The 16,909-nt window shown below is 43.7% G+C and carries 15 protein-coding genes and 1 other annotated feature; of the genes, 14 read left to right on the top strand and 1 reads right to left on the bottom strand.

Annotated elements, in window-relative coordinates; translation table 11 throughout:
- Positions 1–53 precede the first annotated feature (53 nt).
- The 14 genes from G586_RS0107630 to G586_RS0107565 all read left to right on the top strand — a co-directional run bounded on the left by G586_RS0107630 (position 54) and on the right by G586_RS0107565 (position 16,373).
- Complete coding sequence (locus tag G586_RS0107630) at positions 54–947, top strand: carbohydrate ABC transporter permease (protein ID WP_026527276.1); 894 nt, start codon at positions 54–56, stop codon at positions 945–947.
- A 1-nt stretch (position 948) separates the two neighbouring features.
- Positions 949–1,815, top strand: coding sequence for a carbohydrate ABC transporter permease (locus G586_RS0107625; RefSeq protein ID WP_051204638.1), 867 nt, complete (start codon positions 949–951; stop codon positions 1,813–1,815).
- Between the two features lie 19 nt (positions 1,816–1,834).
- Positions 1,835–3,829: a glycoside hydrolase family 31 protein gene (locus G586_RS0107620; RefSeq protein ID WP_051204637.1), complete on the top strand. Its 1,995-nt coding sequence runs from the start codon at positions 1,835–1,837 to the stop codon at positions 3,827–3,829.
- A 16-nt stretch (positions 3,830–3,845) separates the two neighbouring features.
- Positions 3,846–6,092, top strand: a complete 2,247-nt coding sequence (yicI, locus tag G586_RS0107615) for an alpha-xylosidase (RefSeq protein WP_026527273.1) — start codon at positions 3,846–3,848, stop codon at positions 6,090–6,092.
- A 523-nt stretch (positions 6,093–6,615) separates the two neighbouring features.
- Positions 6,616–7,557 carry a GNAT family N-acetyltransferase gene (locus G586_RS24790; protein ID WP_026527272.1) on the top strand — a complete coding sequence of 314 codons (942 nt, stop codon included), beginning with the start codon at positions 6,616–6,618 and terminating at the stop codon, positions 7,555–7,557.
- An 82-nt stretch (positions 7,558–7,639) separates the two neighbouring features.
- Complete coding sequence (locus tag G586_RS22155; RefSeq protein WP_196811559.1) at positions 7,640–7,996, top strand: transglutaminase domain-containing protein; 357 nt, start codon at positions 7,640–7,642, stop codon at positions 7,994–7,996.
- A gap of 165 nt (positions 7,997–8,161) precedes the next feature.
- Positions 8,162–8,415, top strand: a binding site (T-box leader).
- A 255-nt stretch (positions 8,416–8,670) separates the two neighbouring features.
- A complete protein-coding gene (gene trpD, locus G586_RS0107600) occupies positions 8,671–9,687 on the top strand; it encodes an anthranilate phosphoribosyltransferase (protein ID WP_026527271.1) in 1,017 nt (338 codons plus the stop codon).
- Positions 9,688–9,836: 149 nt separating this feature from the next.
- On the top strand, positions 9,837–10,613 hold the full coding sequence (gene trpC / locus G586_RS0107595; protein WP_026527270.1) for an indole-3-glycerol phosphate synthase TrpC: 777 nt from the start codon (positions 9,837–9,839) through the stop codon (positions 10,611–10,613).
- Between the two features lie 274 nt (positions 10,614–10,887).
- The gene (locus G586_RS0107590; protein WP_026527269.1) at positions 10,888–11,544 is read left to right on the top strand and encodes a phosphoribosylanthranilate isomerase; all 657 of its coding nucleotides are present in this window, start codon (positions 10,888–10,890) and stop codon (positions 11,542–11,544) included.
- Between the two features lie 64 nt (positions 11,545–11,608).
- Positions 11,609–12,799: a tryptophan synthase subunit beta gene (trpB, locus tag G586_RS0107585; RefSeq protein WP_026527268.1), complete on the top strand. Its 1,191-nt coding sequence runs from the start codon at positions 11,609–11,611 to the stop codon at positions 12,797–12,799.
- Positions 12,792–13,568, top strand: coding sequence for a tryptophan synthase subunit alpha (gene trpA / locus G586_RS0107580; RefSeq protein WP_026527267.1), 777 nt, complete (start codon positions 12,792–12,794; stop codon positions 13,566–13,568). The genes trpB and trpA overlap by 8 nt, the downstream gene beginning before the upstream one ends.
- Before the next feature lie 266 nt (positions 13,569–13,834).
- Positions 13,835–15,307, top strand: coding sequence for an anthranilate synthase component I (trpE, locus tag G586_RS0107575; protein WP_026527266.1), 1,473 nt, complete (start codon positions 13,835–13,837; stop codon positions 15,305–15,307).
- Between the two features lie 212 nt (positions 15,308–15,519).
- Positions 15,520–16,086 (top strand): anthranilate synthase component II, encoded by a 567-nt coding sequence (locus G586_RS0107570; protein WP_026527265.1) that lies wholly within the window; start codon positions 15,520–15,522, stop codon positions 16,084–16,086.
- Positions 16,087–16,184: 98 nt separating this feature from the next.
- On the top strand, positions 16,185–16,373 hold the full coding sequence (locus G586_RS0107565; RefSeq protein ID WP_196811558.1) for a hypothetical protein: 189 nt from the start codon (positions 16,185–16,187) through the stop codon (positions 16,371–16,373).
- A gap of 309 nt (positions 16,374–16,682) precedes the next feature.
- On the opposite strand, the gene G586_RS26545 is transcribed toward G586_RS0107565, so the two are convergent.
- Positions 16,683–16,844 (bottom strand): hypothetical protein, encoded by a 162-nt coding sequence (locus tag G586_RS26545; RefSeq protein ID WP_196809816.1) that lies wholly within the window; start codon positions 16,842–16,844, stop codon positions 16,683–16,685.
- Positions 16,845–16,909 lie beyond the last annotated feature (65 nt).

The raw sequence follows: 16,909 nt of genomic DNA, 5'->3' as shown, positions 1-16,909 counted from the left end.
ATGTGACAGCCAGGCGGTTTCGTCTGGCTGTTTCTGAAAAAGGAGCCACATGCATGAAAAACAAAAGACAAAGACAACAGGCACTTGAGGGCTATGCCTTCATATTGCCCGGTGTCATATATATACTGGTGATCCTTGGCTATCCGCTTGTCTACAACGTAATTCTCAGCCTTAAAAATACAAATGTAAAAAACTTTGCAAAGGGTACCTCTGCATTTATCGGAATGCAGAACTACTCCAATCTGTTTAAGGATCCCACATTTTTACTGGTTTTTAAAAACACCTTTATCTTCACAATAGCATGCCTCATTGTGCAGTTTTCCCTGGGCTTTTTATTTGCAATTCTCTTTTCAAAGGACTTCAGGATTGCAGGCCCTATAAGAGGCCTTGTGCTTGTTGGATACATGATGCCCATGTCCGTTACTGCTATGCTTGGAAAGAACATGTTCGGCGTATCCGAAGGTGTTATAAACGACCTTCTTTTGAAAATAGGTCTTGTATCATCTCCCGTAGAATGGCTTGTAAGCTCGAAAACTGCTCTGGGAGCGGTCATTGCGGTTAACTGCTGGGTTGGAATACCCTTTAACATGCTGCTTCTTACGGCAGGTCTTACAAACATTTCTCAGGACATTTTGGACAGTGCTTCGGTTGATGGCGCAAGGCCATTCCAGAGGTTTTGGTACATCACACTACCTCTTATGAAATCATCGATCCTTGCGGTTTTGATGCTTGGATTTATCTACACCTTCAAGGCTTTCGACCTCATGTTTATCATGACAAGCGGAGGACCCTTAAACAGCACGGATGTGCTTGGAACCTATGCCTACAATCTGTCCTTTACAAAATATGAATTTTCGCAGGGTTCGGCGGCGGCGCTTGTTCTGTTCGTGTGCCTGTTTGTAGTCGGATTGTTTTACCTGAAGCTTATCACAAGGGAGGATGATTAGGATGAATAAAAAGAGTAACCCTTTTATTGAATATCTGAAGACTCCCACCGGAAAGAAGAATATAGTGTACAGCATACTGGCAATAATTATTGCCGTAGTGTTTTTGTTCCCGCTGTACTGGCTTATAACCATGTCATTAAAATCGGATTCAGAGATCTTTGGAAAGACGCTTACCTACTATCCCCACAATTTTTCATTGCAGCCCTGGATAGTAAATTTTTCTGACAGAGACTTCCTGCAGTCCCTTAGAAACAGTACCCTGATTGCGCTGCTTTCAATGCTTCTGTCAATGCTCTTCGGAATTCCGACAGCCTATGGAATCGGCAGATACAAAGTAAAGGGAGGAAAGGTTTTCCTTCTGATATTCCTTGTAACACAGATGCTTCCGGCATCGCTGATGCTGACACCTATGTATCTGACCTTCAGCAGGCTCCATCTTCTGGGCACATATTTTGCTCCGGCTCTTGCTATTTCATCTGCTTCTGTGCCGTTTATTGTGGTGACTCTTCGCCCGTATTTTAAGGCTGTACCGGTATCTCTTGATGAGGCTGCCAGAATTGATGGCTGCGGCGTAATAAAATCATTTTTCTACATAATGATTCCTGCAATACGCACAGGAATCGTAACGGTTACGGTAATCTCTTTCCTTAACGGATGGAATGATCTGGCATATTCCATGACCTTCAACGTTAAGCCCGAGATGAGACCGCTGACTGCAAACATCTATAAATTCATAAGCAAATACGGAACGAAATGGAATTGTATCATGGCCTATGGTGCGATTTTGGTTCTGCCAGTTGTTCTTGTATTCGTATTTCTGCAAAAGCAGATAGTTGGAGGACTTACGGCAGGTGCAGTAAAGGAATGACCTTTTGGAGGATGACATAATGATAAGAGAAAAGGATGGAATGCTACTTCGGAGAAGTGACGGGGAGTATCTGCAAATTGAAGCCTGGGGAGAGAATGCCCTAAGAGTAAGAGCGACCTGTAGAGCAGGCTTTTTGAAAGAAGACTATGCGGCTCTTGATGATAATAGGGGCGCAAAGGGAATAGTAAAAATAAGTGAAGACAGCGGTACTATCACAAACGGTAAGATCACCTGTGAAATTTTGCCTACCGGGAAGCTCAAGTTTTTCAATGATAAAGGCGAGCTGCTTTTAGAGGAGTATGACAGGAACAGATTCCGCGAAAATATCGTTGGTGAGTTTAACAGTGCCTTGGAAATAGACCCAAGAATGTACGAGCCCGTTATGGGCACAAGTAACTTCAAAACAACACTAAGATTTGAGGCTTCGCAGGGCGAAAAGATATATGGAATGGGACAATATCAGCAACCGTATCTTGACCTGAAGGGCTGCATAATAGAGCTTGCTCACAGGAATTCACAGGCAAGCGTTCCTTTTTATATATCTAATAAAAATTACGGATTTCTATGGAATAATCCTGCCATAGGAAGCGTAACCTTCGGAAAAAATGTAACTGAATGGACAGCAGAATCAGCAGCTCAGATTGATTACTGGATAACTGCCGGGGACACACCCGCGGAGATTGAGGAGTCCTATGCAAATGTTGTGGGCAAGGTTCCCATGATGCCTGAGTATGGCATGGGCTTTTGGCAGTGTAAATTGCGATACCAGACTCAGGATGAGATTCTGGAGGTAGCAAGAAAATATCATGAGATGGGCATTCATGTGGATGTCATTGTAGTCGATTATTTTCACTGGCCTAATCAGGGCGATTGGAAATTCGATAACGAGTACTGGCCTGATCCCGAAGCAATGGTGAAAGAGCTCTCCTCCTATGGCATGAAGCTTATGGTATCCATATGGCCCACAGTTGAAGAGAGTAGCGAAAACTACAAAGAGATGGAGGAGCTTGGACTACTTGTAAGATCAGAATATGGCAAGCGCATAGGACAGCTTGGCAACGCTTGTTTTATCGATGTGACAAATCCCGATACCAGAGCATTTGTGTGGGATAAAATGAAGAAGAATTATTATGAAAAGGGCATAAACATTTTCTGGCTCGATGAGGCTGAGCCTGAATATACGGGCTACAGATTTTTCAATTTCAGATACCATCTCGGAGCAGATATGGAAATCGGTAATATTTATCCGAGAGAGTACGCAAAAATGGCTTACGAGGGAATGACCGCTGAGGGTCAGGAGAATATTGTAAATCTTCTTAGATGTGCCTGGGCAGGCTCACAAAAATATGGTGCACTTGTATGGTCAGGAGATATCGATTCATCCTTCAGAGCACTTCGTAACCAGCTTGCTGCAGGTCTTAACATGGGCATAGCGGGAATACCCTGGTGGACAACTGACATCGGTGGATTCCACGGCGGAAATATTAACGATGAAGCCTTTAAGGAATGCTTTGCAAGATGGTTTGCCTTTGGAGCCTTCTGTCCTGTATTCAGACTTCACGGTTACAGAGAACCCTTCAAGGAACCTCTTAGTGATCACGGCGGCGGAAAGTGCATCAGCGGCGCTGAGAATGAGATATGGTCATATGGTAAGAAAATCGAGGAAATCTGCAAGAAATATATTGGCATAAGAGAAAAGATGAGACCCTATATCAGAAGCCTTATGAAGGACGCCCATGAGAAAGGGACACCTGTTATGAGGCCCCTGTTCTACGATTTTCCTGAGGATGAAAAGGCATGGGAAATAGAGGATGAGTACATGTTCGGACCTGACGTGCTTGTATGCCCGGTTCTCTATGAGCATACGGAGAGTAGAAAGGTCTATCTGCCGGAGGGTCCCTGGAGATGCCTTGAAACCGGAGAAATCCTTGATGGAAATACAACCTTTGACTGTAAGACAACACTTTCGGACATCCCTGTATTTATAAAGGCAGGCAGAGATGTAGGCGTATAAAGACGCAGGAGGACTTATGAAATTTACTAACGGATACTGGCTTATGAGAGACGAGATCACCCCTATGTATGCGGTGGAATATCACAGCCACAGAATAATCGATAAAACTCTGGAGATATATGCGCCAAGCACACATATTTTTGGCAGAGGTGCTGCTCTGAACATCGGAGTTCTCACCGTGAGATTATCAAGTCCCATGGATGATGTCATCAAGGTGGAACTCGTTCATTTTGACGGCGAGGTGGATAAAGGACCATACATTCATGTAAATGAAGGCGAGAGAAATATTGATATCACAGAGAACGAGGATGAGCTTATTTACAAAGCGGGTAATCTCAAGGCTGTAATCTCAAAGCATGAGTGGAATATCAGCTTTTTCCATGGTGATAAAAAACTCACAGACACAGGCTATAGGAACATGGCTCATATGGCAAACAGAGATACAGGTAAGTGCTATATGGTGGAGCAGCTTGCTCTTGATATCGATGAATACATCTATGGTCTTGGCGAGCGCTTTACACCCTTTGTGAAGAACGGTCAGGGTGTAGATATGTGGAATGAGGACGGCGGAACAGCCAGCGAGATCACATATAAAAACATTCCATTTTACTTATCCAATAAGGGCTACGGCGTGCTCGTTGATAATGAAGGTGATGTCTCCTTTGAAATTGCCAGTGAGAAGGTCGAGAGAGTGCAGTTTTCATGTGAAGGTGAGAGGCTGGGATATTATGTTATCTCAGGCGCTGATCCAATGAAGGCTGTGGAGAGATACACCGATCTTACAGGAAAGCCTGCCCTTCCTCCGGCGTGGTCCTTTGGACTTTGGCTTACCACATCCTTTACAACGAATTATGATGAAGAGACCACAAGCCACTTTATTGATGGGATGGCGCAGAGGAATATTCCCCTTCATGTTTTCCATTTTGATTGCTACTGGATGGATATGTTCAAGTGGTGCAATTTCGAATGGGATAAAAAGACCTTTGCAGATCCAAGGGGGATGATCGAGCGATATCACAAGAAGGGACTGAAAATCTGTGTATGGATAAATCCTTATATTTCGCAGCTTTCAGAGCTCTTTGCGGAGGCGAAGGAGGAAGGCTATCTCATTACAAAAATTGATGGAAGTGTGTGGCAGACAGATCTCTGGCAGCCCGGAATGGGCATTGTAGATTTCACAAATCCCGATGCCTGCAAGTGGTATAGGAGTAAGCTGGAAGTCCTTCTTGATATGGGAGTTGACTGCTTCAAGACAGACTTTGGCGAGAGAATTCCTGTGAAAGATATTATGTATTTTGATGGCTCAGACCCTGTGAAAATGCATAACTATTACACTTTCCTTTACAACAGGTGCGTGTTTGAGCTTCTTAAGGAAAAGCGCGGAGAGGGTGAGGCTGTCCTTTTTGCAAGATCAGCAACAGCAGGTGGACAGCAGTTCCCCGCTCATTGGGGTGGCGACTGCTCAGCAACTTATCCTTCAATGGCAGAGACACTTAGGGGCGGCCTGTCACTTTCATGCTGCGGCTTTGGCTTCTGGAGTCATGATATAAGCGGCTTTGAGCAGACTGCGCCGGCAGACATTTATAAGAGGTGGTGTGCCTTCGGACTACTTAGCACGCACAGCAGACTTCACGGTTCATCATCATATCGTGTACCATGGCTCTTCGATGATGAGGCCTGCGATGTGGTGGCTCATTTTACAAAATTAAAATGCAAGCTCATGCCTTACCTATACGCTCAGGCTGTGCGCTCACATGAGGAGGGAAGACCTGTACTTCGTCCAATGGTATTGGGATTCCCGGGAGATAAGGGTGCCGAGACCTGTGACAGACAGTATATGCTTGGCGATAGCCTCCTCGTTGCACCGATTTTCAAGGAGAGCGGAGAGGTTGATTACTATCTGCCAAAGGGAAAATGGATAAATCTTATAAGCAGGGAAGTGGTGGATGGAAACAGATGGATTCACCAGAAGTTTGACTACTTCGGACTTCCGCTTATGGTTCGCCCTGCTTCAATTCTCGCTATGGGTAGCTGCGATGAAAAGCCGGATTATGATTACCTTGAGGGCACAACGCTTTATCTTTCTCATTTCGAGGATGGGGATAGTGCAGAGACCTTTATTCCTGATATCACAGGCAAGAAAAAGGTAAGGGTAAGTGCTGTGCGACAAGGCGGCGAGATAACAGTTACTATGAATGGAGATATTCAGGTGGAGTGTGAGCTGCTTGATCCGGAGCAGGATGTGAAAGTAATCATGGGATAAGTAGAAGAAGTGAACTGTATTTTATACTTACCTAATCTGTGCAGAGCCAGGTGAAATCAGTGAAATTTACCTGGCTCTGTTTTTATTGAGGTATATTACTGGACAAAGGGCAGAAGAAGGGGGAAAATCTAGTAGACTTTATAGAACCTAATGTGTAAAATTACTTGTCAAAGATCAAAATATGGGGAAAAGGCAAGTGATATAGACTTAATTTGATGATGAACTGATAAGAAAATCTACTTGTCATAGATCTAAAAAAAGCGAAAAGTCTAGTAGTCGTTGCCAAATCGGAAGAGAATGAGGATGATATTGAATATGCCAGAGAAAAACAATATGACGAGGCAGTATTTATAGAAGAGCCAAATACAGTTATTATTCACGAGATGAAATCGGGATATACGAATAGATGTCCTATCTCGGATGTGTATTATCAATAATTTTTTTTGAACCGGTATGCCGTAAGCTTGTTTGATCGACAATTTTCGTAGTACAGGAATAACAGAAATTGAGGAGATATGAAAAAATGAGCGAAACAAGGACAGATAACCATATAACTACAAAGCAGTTTCAGGTTCTGACAGATATAAATCTTGTCTGGAAGCTGATGACAGATGTATATAACCACGAGAGGACAAATGGAAATGCTGCACCTTTTTTTGAGTATGCTGTGACTTCTCCATGGACAGATTGGGATTATTTGAGATTAAACCGAATCTGGCTTGATGGTGATACGCCAGTGGCATTTGTTTACTATGAAGATTCGGTTACAGGTATTAACTATGTACTAAGACCTGGATACGAAGCTTTGGCAGGAGATATGATTGAGTATGCAAGGAGCGCATTTCCGAAGTTTTCTGAGTCTCAGGAAATGCTGTTACTCTCTGGACAAAAGGCTCTTATAGAAGAAGTTTTAAAGCGCGGGTATAAGCCAGTTTATGAAGAAGTCACATGTGTTTTTGACTTTAGTAAGGGTAAGCTTAGCTTTTCGCTACCAGAGGGCTATCACTTTGTTGATCCTGTAAAGGCTGATCCACTTAAGGTTGCAAGGTGCCTGTGGGAGGGCTTTAACAGTAAGGAACTTGGACCATTTGTGGATTGGGAGAAGCCTACGAAAAATGGTGGAGCTAGTCCGCACGAGCTTTACCAGAACGTGCTTGGAGCTACCATAGCTCCATCACCGCATTCAACATATGAATATAACGTTATTATTGCTGATGAAAATGAGGAGTACGTCTGCTTCTCAGGTATGTGGTGGGTTCCTGAAAATCATCTTGCATATATGGAGCCACTTTGCACGGTACCCGGGCACCAGCGCAAAGGGTTAGCTGCCGCAGCGCTATCAAGGCATGATGAGCTACTTCGTCCCCTCGGTGCACAGCAAATGACAGGTGGTGGAAGTGAATTCTATAAGAGAATTGGTTATCAGGGTATACAAACGCTTATTCATTATCAGAAAGATGAATAGAGGGCATTCCGTATTTCTGGGATATTCAATTAACTATAGTTTCTCAGAAGGCTAGTGAAGAGTTGGAGTATAAAACAGGCATTTGTTGGAAAAATCATGCCTTTTAGTTGCACTATTAAGAGCAAACGGAATACTAGCGGGAATAAGCTATCAGTTGTTGAAAGGTGTAGACAATGATGATAGTGAAGGATATATTATCCATGCATTAAATTTTGTATTCATTAAAAATAAGTGGATAAGGCTTGATGCAAGTTTGAATAAAGAAAATGTACATGCGGAATTATGCATTGAGGAAGAACGACTTGCTTTCCCTGTCAGATGTGAATTTGGGGAGGTTGACTATAGAGATAACAATCCGGATTTGAATGAAAGGCTCGTGACTATATTGAACAATAGTGAAAATATATTAGAAGTTACAACAGATTTTACAATCAATTGAGATAGAAATATACTAATGAGGCATCATACAAAACAGAAGAAGCAATTGGCAAGCATTTTGACAAAGCGTATCTTGATGAATAACCTGTCATAGAAAATCCTGATTTTTATAAAAAGTTGTTGACAATCTTTTAGGCACACAGTAAACTTTATAACAAGTTAATACTTTAAACCGTTGAAGCGGAGATAAAGGTAATGATGCCTTCACAGAGAGTCCGGGGTGGTGAGAGCCGGATGAGAAACAAGTTATCAAATGGACCGCTGAGGGTGCAGTGAAAAGTGCGATAGAAAATCGACTTAGTATTCTGCAACGTAAGGCATACGTTAGTTGCCAGGGGTATGTTAGTATCCTGATAAGCGCGTAGCACATAGCTATGAATTCAAGGTGGCACCGCGGATAGTAGATTATTCGTCCTTGACAGAAATGTTATTTCTGTCAGGGACTTTTTTATTTAATTTACTTGGCAAAAACCTTGTATTACCAGGAAACTGAATAAGCATGTCAGCTAAAAACTTGTATTATCATGAACCTGAGTTTTCAAAATTTACATTGTTGAATAGCCCAGGTATCAGATGAATATAAGTGAATTTCGAGCGATTTTGCGTAAGCAACCAGAGCGAGAAATTTATTTATATTTATCTGATACCGGACTAAGGAAAAAGGAGGAAAAAGGAATGATTAAAGAAGCGATTGTGAAAATTGTAAGCAAAGAGGATCTCACATATGATGAGGCATACTCAGTAATGAACGAGATTATGGGCGGCGAGACAACACCCACCCAGAACGCTGCATTTTTGTCAGCACTCTCAACTAAGAGCGCAAGAGCAGAGACAACAGAGGAAATCGCAGGCTGCGCAGCAGCAATGAGAGATCATGCAACTAAGGTTGATACAGGAATGGACATCTTCGAGATCGTTGGAACAGGCGGAGACAACGCGCACAGCTTCAACATCTCAACAACATCTGCACTGGTTGCGGCAGCAGGCGGCATGAAGGTTGCAAAGCACGGAAACAGAGCAGCATCTTCAAAGTGCGGAACAGCAGACTGCCTTGAGGCACTTGGTGTAAACATCCAGCAGGATCCTGAAAAGTGCATAGAGCTTCTTAAGGAAGTTGGCATGTGCTTCTTCTTCGCTCAGAAGTATCACTCCTCAATGAAGTATGTCGGAGCCATCAGAAAAGAGCTTGGATTCAGAACAGTTTTCAATATCCTTGGACCTCTCACAAATCCCGGATCGCCCAAGATTCAGCTTCTTGGTGTATATGATGAATATCTTGTTGAGCCCCTTGCACAGGTTCTTGTAAGTCTCGGCGTTGAAAGAGGAATGGTTGTTTACGGAATGGATAAGCTCGATGAGATTTCTCTTAGCGCACCTACCAAGGTTTGCGAGATCAAGGACGGATGGTTCAAGACCTACATGATCAAGCCTGAGGACTTCGGCCTTACAACCTGCAAAAAGGAAGACCTTGTGGGCGGCACACCCGAAGAGAACGCTCAGATCACAAGAGATATCTTAAACGGTGCTAAGGGGCCCAAGAGAGATGCAGTTCTTATGAACGCCGGTGCATCACTCTATATCGGAGGAAAAGCTGACAGCTTTGCAGCAGGAATCGAACTTGCAAAGGAACTTATCGATTCAGGAAAAGCTACCGAGACACTTGAGAAGTTTATTGAAGTAAGTAATCGTTAATTCAAGTGAATGAAAAAAGTAGCAATAAGCTAAGAAAAATAAAGCCTTCTCCCTGGTAGGGGCGCAAATCGTCCGGTGGACGATTGCTTTGCGCGGACCGAAGCGGAGCGAAGACAAGGTGTCAGCGAAGCTGACGGATGAGGGTAACAATGACAATACTAGACGAACTTGCAGCTTATGCAAAAATCAGAGTAGAGGAAGCAAAAAAGAAGACTCCATTCAATGAAGTAAGAAGCATGGCAGAGAGTCTTCCAAAGGGTGATTTCTCTTTTGAAAATGCATTAAAAAAAGACGGAATATCTTTTATATGTGAGTGCAAAAAGGCATCACCGTCCAAGGGACTTATCGCTGAGAATTTCCCATATCTGGACATCGCTCTTGACTATGAAAAAGCCGGTGCAGATGCCATATCGGTTCTCACAGAACCCAAGTGGTTTTTGGGAAGTGATAAGTACCTTAAAGAGATCACAGAAGCAGTGAAGATACCCTGTATCAGAAAGGACTTCACAGTAGATGAGTACATGATCTTTGAAGCAAAGAACCTTGGAGCATCAGCAGTTTTGCTTATCTGCTCTATCCTGGAAAAGGAGCGTATCAGAGAGTACATAAACATCTGCGACGACCTTGGATTATCTGCTCTTGTGGAAGCCCACGATGAAAAAGAAATCGAGATGGGAATTGAAGTAGGTGCAAGGATAATCGGAGTTAACAACAGAAACCTTAAGGACTTCACCGTTGATACTTCCAACAGCATGAGACTTAGAAGCCTTATCCCTGAAAACGTAATCTATGTTTCAGAGAGCGGAATAAAAACGGCTGAGGATGTAAGAACTCTTAGGGAAAACGGGGTGGACGCAGTTCTTGTTGGTGAGACACTTATGAGAGCTGCCGACAAGAAGGCAATGCTTGCAGAATTGAAGAGCTAAAATTAAGAATTAAAGCCTTCTCCAAGACGGAGAGGACAAAAAAGTTAAAGCCTTCTCCAAGACGGAGAGGACAAAAAAGTTAAAGCCTTCTCCAAGACGGAGAGGACAAAAAAGTTAAAGCCTTCTCCAAGATGAAGAGGATAAAAAGTTAAAGCCTTCTCCAGGAAGGAGAGGATAAAAAAAGTTAAAGCCTTCTCCAGGAAGGAGAGGATAAAAAAATAAAGCCTTCTCCCTTTTAGGGAGAAGGTGGCACGAAGTGCCGGATGAGGGTCCCATGATAAAAACAAAATTCTGCGGTCTGAAAAGACCCGAAGACATCGACATAGTAAACAGACTTCACCCCGACTACATCGGTTTCATCTTTTGGCAAAAGAGCAAACGAAATGTGGACCCGGAAGCAGCAAAACAGCTTAAGGAAAAACTTGATCCTGCAATCAAAGCCGTCGGAGTTTTCGTTGATGAAAAGCCTGAGTTCATAGCAGAACTTGCAAATAACAAGGTAATCGACATAATACAGCTTCACGGAAATGAAGATGAGAAATATATTGGACAGCTAAGAAAGCTCACAGGTGCAAAAATCATCAAAGCTTTTCAGATAAAAAGCACAGCTGATAATGTAGATTCATCAAACGGGGAAGTTAAAACGACAGAGGAGAGAATAGCAGCTCAGCTTACAGCTATCAATGAATCCTCTGCCGACATGGTTCTCGTTGATTCCGGCCAGGGAACAGGAACAGCCTTCAATTGGAAGATACTTGAAAAGATTGATAGACCATATTTCCTTGCAGGTGGAATAAACACAGGAAATATTGAGGAAGCAGTAAATGTAGTAAAGCCTTATGCCATCGATGTCAGCTCGGGAATTGAGACTGACGGCATTAAGGATGAGGAGAAGATGAAGAAAATTATTGAGGCAGTAAGGCACTCTTAAAGCCTTCCCCCTTTGGGGGAAGGTGGCACGAAGTGCCGGATGAGGGCACAAAAGGAGAAACAACATGACTAACAAAAACGGAAGATTCGGAGTTCACGGCGGACAGTACATCCCCGAAACTCTTATGAATGCAGTAATTGAACTGGAAAAAGCCTACAACCATTACAAAAACGATCCCGAGTTCAATAGAGAGCTTAAGGAGCTTTTTGATGAATATGCAGGCAGACCTTCAAGGCTCTACTACGCCGAGAAGATGACCAAGGATCTTGGCGGAGCAAAAATCTATCTGAAGAGAGAAGACCTTAACCACACAGGTTCTCACAAGATAAACAATGTTCTTGGACAGGCACTTCTTGCAAAGAAGATGGGAAAGACAAGACTTATTGCCGAGACAGGAGCAGGTCAGCACGGCGTTGCAACCGCAACAGCAGCGGCTCTCATGGGAATGGAATGCGTTGTTTTCATGGGTGAAGAGGATACCAAGAGACAGGCTCTTAACGTATACAGAATGAGACTTCTTGGAGCTGAGGTTATTCCCGTAACATCCGGAACAGCAACACTTAAGGATGCGGTATCCGAGGCTATGAGAGAGTGGACTTCCAGAATTGATGACACACATTACTGCCTTGGTTCGGTAATGGGACCTCATCCTTTTCCTACTATAGTGAGAGACTTCCAGTCTGTTATCTCCAAGGAGATCAAGGAGCAGATCCTTGCAAAAGAGGGAAGACTTCCTGATGTTGTCATGGCTTGTGTAGGTGGCGGCTCCAATGCAATCGGTACCTTCTATAACTTCATTGAAGATAAGGATGTAAAGCTCATCGGCTGTGAGGCAGCGGGAAGAGGCATAGATACCTTCGAGACAGCTGCCACCATCAATACCGGAAAGCTTGGAATTTTCCACGGCATGAAGTCCTACTTCTGTCAGGATGAATACGGACAGATCGCTCCCGTTTATTCAATCTCCGCCGGACTTGATTATCCTGGAATCGGACCTGAGCATGCTAATCTTCACGATACTGGAAGAGCACAGTACGTGCCGGTTACAGATGATGAAGCAGTTAACGCCTTTGAATACCTGTCAAAGACAGAGGGCATAATACCTGCAATCGAGTCTGCACACGCAGTTGCTCACGCAATGAAAATTGCGCCCACTATGAGCAAGGATGAAATTATCGTAATAACAATTTCCGGAAGAGGCGACAAGGACTGCGCCGCAATCGCAAGATACAGAGGGGAGGATATCCATGAGTAAAATAGCAGAAGCATTCAATAATAAAAAGGCCTTCATACCTTTTGTAACCTGTGGTGACCCTGACCTTGAGACCACGAAGAAAATCCTTTCAGAGCTTCAGAAAAACGGCGCTGATCTCATAGAGCTTGGCATTCCTTTTTCAGATCCCACAGCTGAGGGACCGGTAATTCAGGGCGCTAACATCAGAGCACTTAAGAACGGGATTACAACCGATGACATCTTCAAGATGGTTGAGGAGGTTCGCGGTGAGATAACCGTACCCATGGTTTTCATGACCTATGCCAACGTGATCTTTTCATATGGTATGGACAGATTCTTTGAAAAATGTCAGAAGATCGGTATGGATGGAGTGATACTTCCCGACGTCCCTTTTGAGGAAAAAGAAGAGTTCGATGAAGTGGCAGCAAAGTATGGAATTGACTTTATTTCAATGGTAGCTCCCACATCAGATGACAGAATTGCTACAATCGCAGCTCAGGCGAAGGGCTTTATTTACATCGTATCAAGCCTTGGTGTTACTGGAACAAGAAGCACTATAAGCACCAATGTAAAGGAACTTGTGGAAAAGATAAGAAAGGTCACCGACGTTCCCTGTGCAGTGGGCTTTGGAATCTCAACTCCCGAGCAGGCATCCCGGATGGCAGAGATATCAGACGGTGCAATTGTCGGCTCAGCCATTGTCCGCATCATCGCAGAGAACGGAAAGGATGCACCTTCCCATGTGGGAGAATTTGTAAAGAACATGAAGAGCGCATACAAGGCTTCCTGATAAGACAAGGGGACGGTTCTATTGTCTCATAAGGCAAGGATAAGACAAGGGGACGGTTCTTTTGTCTCATAAGGCAAGGATAAGACAAGGGGACGGTTCTTTTGCCTCATAAGGCAAGGATAAGACAAGGGGACGGTTCTTTTGTCCCATAAGGCAAGGATAAGACAAGGGGACGGTTCTTTTGTCTCATAAAACAAGAAATAAAGAGCATATAAGCCTTCTCCCCACGGGAGAAGGTGGCGCGAAGCGCCGGATGAGGGCAAACTATGAAAACACTACCTGAATTACAAGAAATACAAAAAATAGCAAGTACCGGAAAATATGACGTGGCTCCCGTAAGCTGTGAAATCCTTTCGGATTTTACAACTCCCATAGAGACCGTGAGAATCCTTAAAAAGGCATCAAAGCACTGCTACATGCTTGAGTCCGCCAAGGCTGATGAAAACTGGGGAAGATACACTTTTCTCGGCTTTGAGCCCAAGATGGAAATCACATGTATCGATGGCAAAATCAGAGTAACTGATGATAAGGGCAAGAAGAAATTCGTGGAAGGAAATCCTTCCGAGTATCTTCGCGGAATCCTTGCAGAGTACAAAAGTCCCAGAATTTCTTACCTTCCTACATTTACGGGAGGGATGGTTGGATATTTTGCCTATGATTTTCTTGGCTATAGCGAGCCTACAGTAAAGATGAACGTTGAAGATACAGAGTCCTTTATGGACATGGATCTCATGCTTTTTGATAAGGTAATCGCTTTTGACAACACGAAGCAGAAAATCATCCTTATAGTAAACATCAAATTAGACAACCCCGAGGAAAACTATAAGAAGGCAGTTGAGGATTTAAAGAGCCTATCCAATCTTTTGAAAAACGGAGAGAAGCTGATAGAGCCTGCAGGAAAACTCCTTGGACCTGTGACACCTCTTTTCGAGAAGGAAGAGTTCTGCGAGATGGTTGAAAAGGCCAAGCACCACATTTTCGAGGGAGACATTTTTCAGATCGTTCTTTCAAACAGATTGTCGGCACCTTATGAGGGCAGCCTTTTTGATACCTACAGAGTGCTGCGCACTATAAATCCTTCGCCTTATATGTTCTATTTCTCAGGCACGGATGTTGAGGTTGCCGGTGCTTCTCCTGAGACTCTGGTAAAGCTTCAGGACGGAATACTCCATACCTTCCCGCTTGCTGGTACAAGGCCAAGAGGAGCGACAGAGGAAGAGGATAAGCGCCTTGAGGAAGAACTTCTTGCGGATGATAAAGAGCTTGCAGAGCACAACATGCTTGTGGATCTTGGACGAAATGATCTTGGAAAAATCAGCAAATTCGGCACGGTTGAAGTGGAGAAGCTTCATTCAATAGAGCGATATTCACACGTTATGCATATCGGTTCAACGGTACGTGGAGAAATCAGGGATGATAAGGATGCACTTTCCGCAATCGAATCAGTGCTCCCTGCTGGTACACTTTCCGGCGCACCCAAGATCAGGGCTTGCCAGATAATCGGAGAACTTGAAAACAACAAGCGCGGCATTTATGGTGGCGCCATAGGCTATATCGATTTTTCAGGAAACATGGACACCTGTATTGCCATCAGAATTGTTTACAAGAAAAATGGCAAAGTCTTCGTTAGGAGTGGTGCAGGAATCGTTGCGGATTCAGTGCCGGAGAAGGAATATCAGGAGTGCCTCAACAAAGCCAAGGCGGCTCTTAAGGCTCTTGAATCTGAAGATATCGACTAACACCCTCATCCGCCCTTCGGGCACCTTCCCCCAAAGGGGGAAGGCAAAAGAAAAGTATACCCCATAGGGGGAAAGCAAAAGAAAAGTATACCCCGGAGGGGGAAAGCAAAAGAAAAGTATACCCCAGAGGGGGAAAGCAAAAAGAAATGCCTTCCCCCTCTGGGGGAAGGTGTCAGCGTAGCTGACGGATGAGGGTCAAGAAAGGATAACATATGCTCTTACTTATAGATAATTATGACAGTTTTTCATACAATCTCTATCAGCTCATCGGCGAGATAGAGCCTGACATAAAGGTTATCAGGAACGACGAGATGACCGTGGAAGAAATACGAAAGCTTTCTCCCGACAGAATCATCCTCTCACCGGGGCCGGGAAGACCTGAGGATGCAGGTATTATTGTTGAAGTCGCAAAGACTATTGCAAAGGAGATACCTACTCTTGGAGTATGCCTTGGACACCAGGCCATATGCATGGCCTACGGCGCGACAGTAACCTATGCCAAGGAGCTGATGCATGGAAAACAGTCAGAGGTAAAATTTGACTTAAGCTGTTCTTTGTTCAAGGGCTGTCCTGAAACAGCTCCTGTTGCAAGATATCATTCCCTTGCAGCAGCGGGAGACACAATTCCTGATGAGCTTGTGGTGACTGCCAGAACCGTAGACGGCGAGGTTATGGCTGTTAAGCATAAAGATTATCCTATTTACGGAGTTCAGTTCCATCCTGAATCAATAATGACTCCCGATGGAAAACAGATGCTTAAGAATTTTGTTAAAGGATAAAAGTAAGAAATTTCTCTTTTTTACACGGAAAAATATCTATTTGCGGTATAATAATATAGACATTTATCAGACTAAAAATCTGTGTGGGAGAGATGGCAGTGAAAGCAATATGCGTTGATGATGAGGATATGATCCTTGATCTTACGGTTTCTTTTATGGAAGAGTCCGGTTTTTTCGATGAGGTCAGAGGATTTCTCTTAGGCAGTGATGCAATAGACTATATGGAAGATAATGATGTAGACGTGGCACTTCTTGACATGGTTGTATATACTATGTCTAAAGCGTAACGAAAGTACATTGGGTTTCATTGAGGGGGAGATAGAAGTTTGAACGGCGCTGATGTACTTATCGTTACTATTTTTTTGTGTTTAGGGAAATTTTTCATTCCATGAGTGAGACGATTATTGAATTATTAAAAAATGTCGAGGGTTCGAATCCCCCTCTCGCTACTAAATGGTAAATACGGGAAATGGTTTAAATAAGCCGCTTCCCGTATTTTTTGTTTAATAGGAAATTGCGCCTTGGCGGCGCAACCTTGAATTAAAAGGCCCGGCAAGACCGGGCCACGCAAAGCGGAGGTATGCTGATTGTTATTATCAGTCTACCTCATCAAAGAATTCATCATCTTCGTGCATAAAGTAATCCATATCGAGAAGGTCTTCATCGTCCATCTCACGGATTTCATCCGCCGACATGCCTTCCGGCGGGCATTGCATGTATTTCTCTCTAAGCTTTGCTATTAGTGCCTTATCAACCATGATCTATCCTCCTGTCATGCCTCATTTTAGCATGCCAGGGAATTGGTTTGAACAGGAGCACGACA

Source organism: Butyrivibrio sp. VCD2006 (genome assembly GCF_000423925.1).
In the GTDB taxonomy this organism is placed as follows: domain Bacteria; phylum Bacillota; class Clostridia; order Lachnospirales; family Lachnospiraceae; genus Butyrivibrio.
The sequence above is the reverse complement of the archived record's forward strand: the minus strand, read 5'-3'. Positions and strand labels throughout refer to the sequence as shown.

Coding starts and splice junctions, on each gene's coding strand:
- G586_RS0107630 (WP_026527276.1), top strand. CDS start 54: ATGAAAAACAAAAGACAAAGACAACAGGCACTTGAGGGCTATGCCTTC.
- G586_RS0107625 (WP_051204638.1), top strand. CDS start 949: ATGAATAAAAAGAGTAACCCTTTTATTGAATATCTGAAGACTCCCACC.
- G586_RS0107620 (WP_051204637.1), top strand. CDS start 1,835: ATGATAAGAGAAAAGGATGGAATGCTACTTCGGAGAAGTGACGGGGAG.
- yicI (WP_026527273.1), top strand. CDS start 3,846: ATGAAATTTACTAACGGATACTGGCTTATGAGAGACGAGATCACCCCT.
- G586_RS24790 (WP_026527272.1), top strand. CDS start 6,616: ATGAGCGAAACAAGGACAGATAACCATATAACTACAAAGCAGTTTCAG.
- trpD (WP_026527271.1), top strand. CDS start 8,671: ATGATTAAAGAAGCGATTGTGAAAATTGTAAGCAAAGAGGATCTCACA.
- trpC (WP_026527270.1), top strand. CDS start 9,837: ATGACAATACTAGACGAACTTGCAGCTTATGCAAAAATCAGAGTAGAG.
- G586_RS0107590 (WP_026527269.1), top strand. CDS start 10,888: ATGATAAAAACAAAATTCTGCGGTCTGAAAAGACCCGAAGACATCGAC.
- trpB (WP_026527268.1), top strand. CDS start 11,609: ATGACTAACAAAAACGGAAGATTCGGAGTTCACGGCGGACAGTACATC.
- trpA (WP_026527267.1), top strand. CDS start 12,792: ATGAGTAAAATAGCAGAAGCATTCAATAATAAAAAGGCCTTCATACCT.
- trpE (WP_026527266.1), top strand. CDS start 13,835: ATGAAAACACTACCTGAATTACAAGAAATACAAAAAATAGCAAGTACC.
- G586_RS0107570 (WP_026527265.1), top strand. CDS start 15,520: ATGCTCTTACTTATAGATAATTATGACAGTTTTTCATACAATCTCTAT.
- G586_RS26545 (WP_196809816.1), bottom strand. CDS start 16,844: ATGGTTGATAAGGCACTAATAGCAAAGCTTAGAGAGAAATACATGCAA.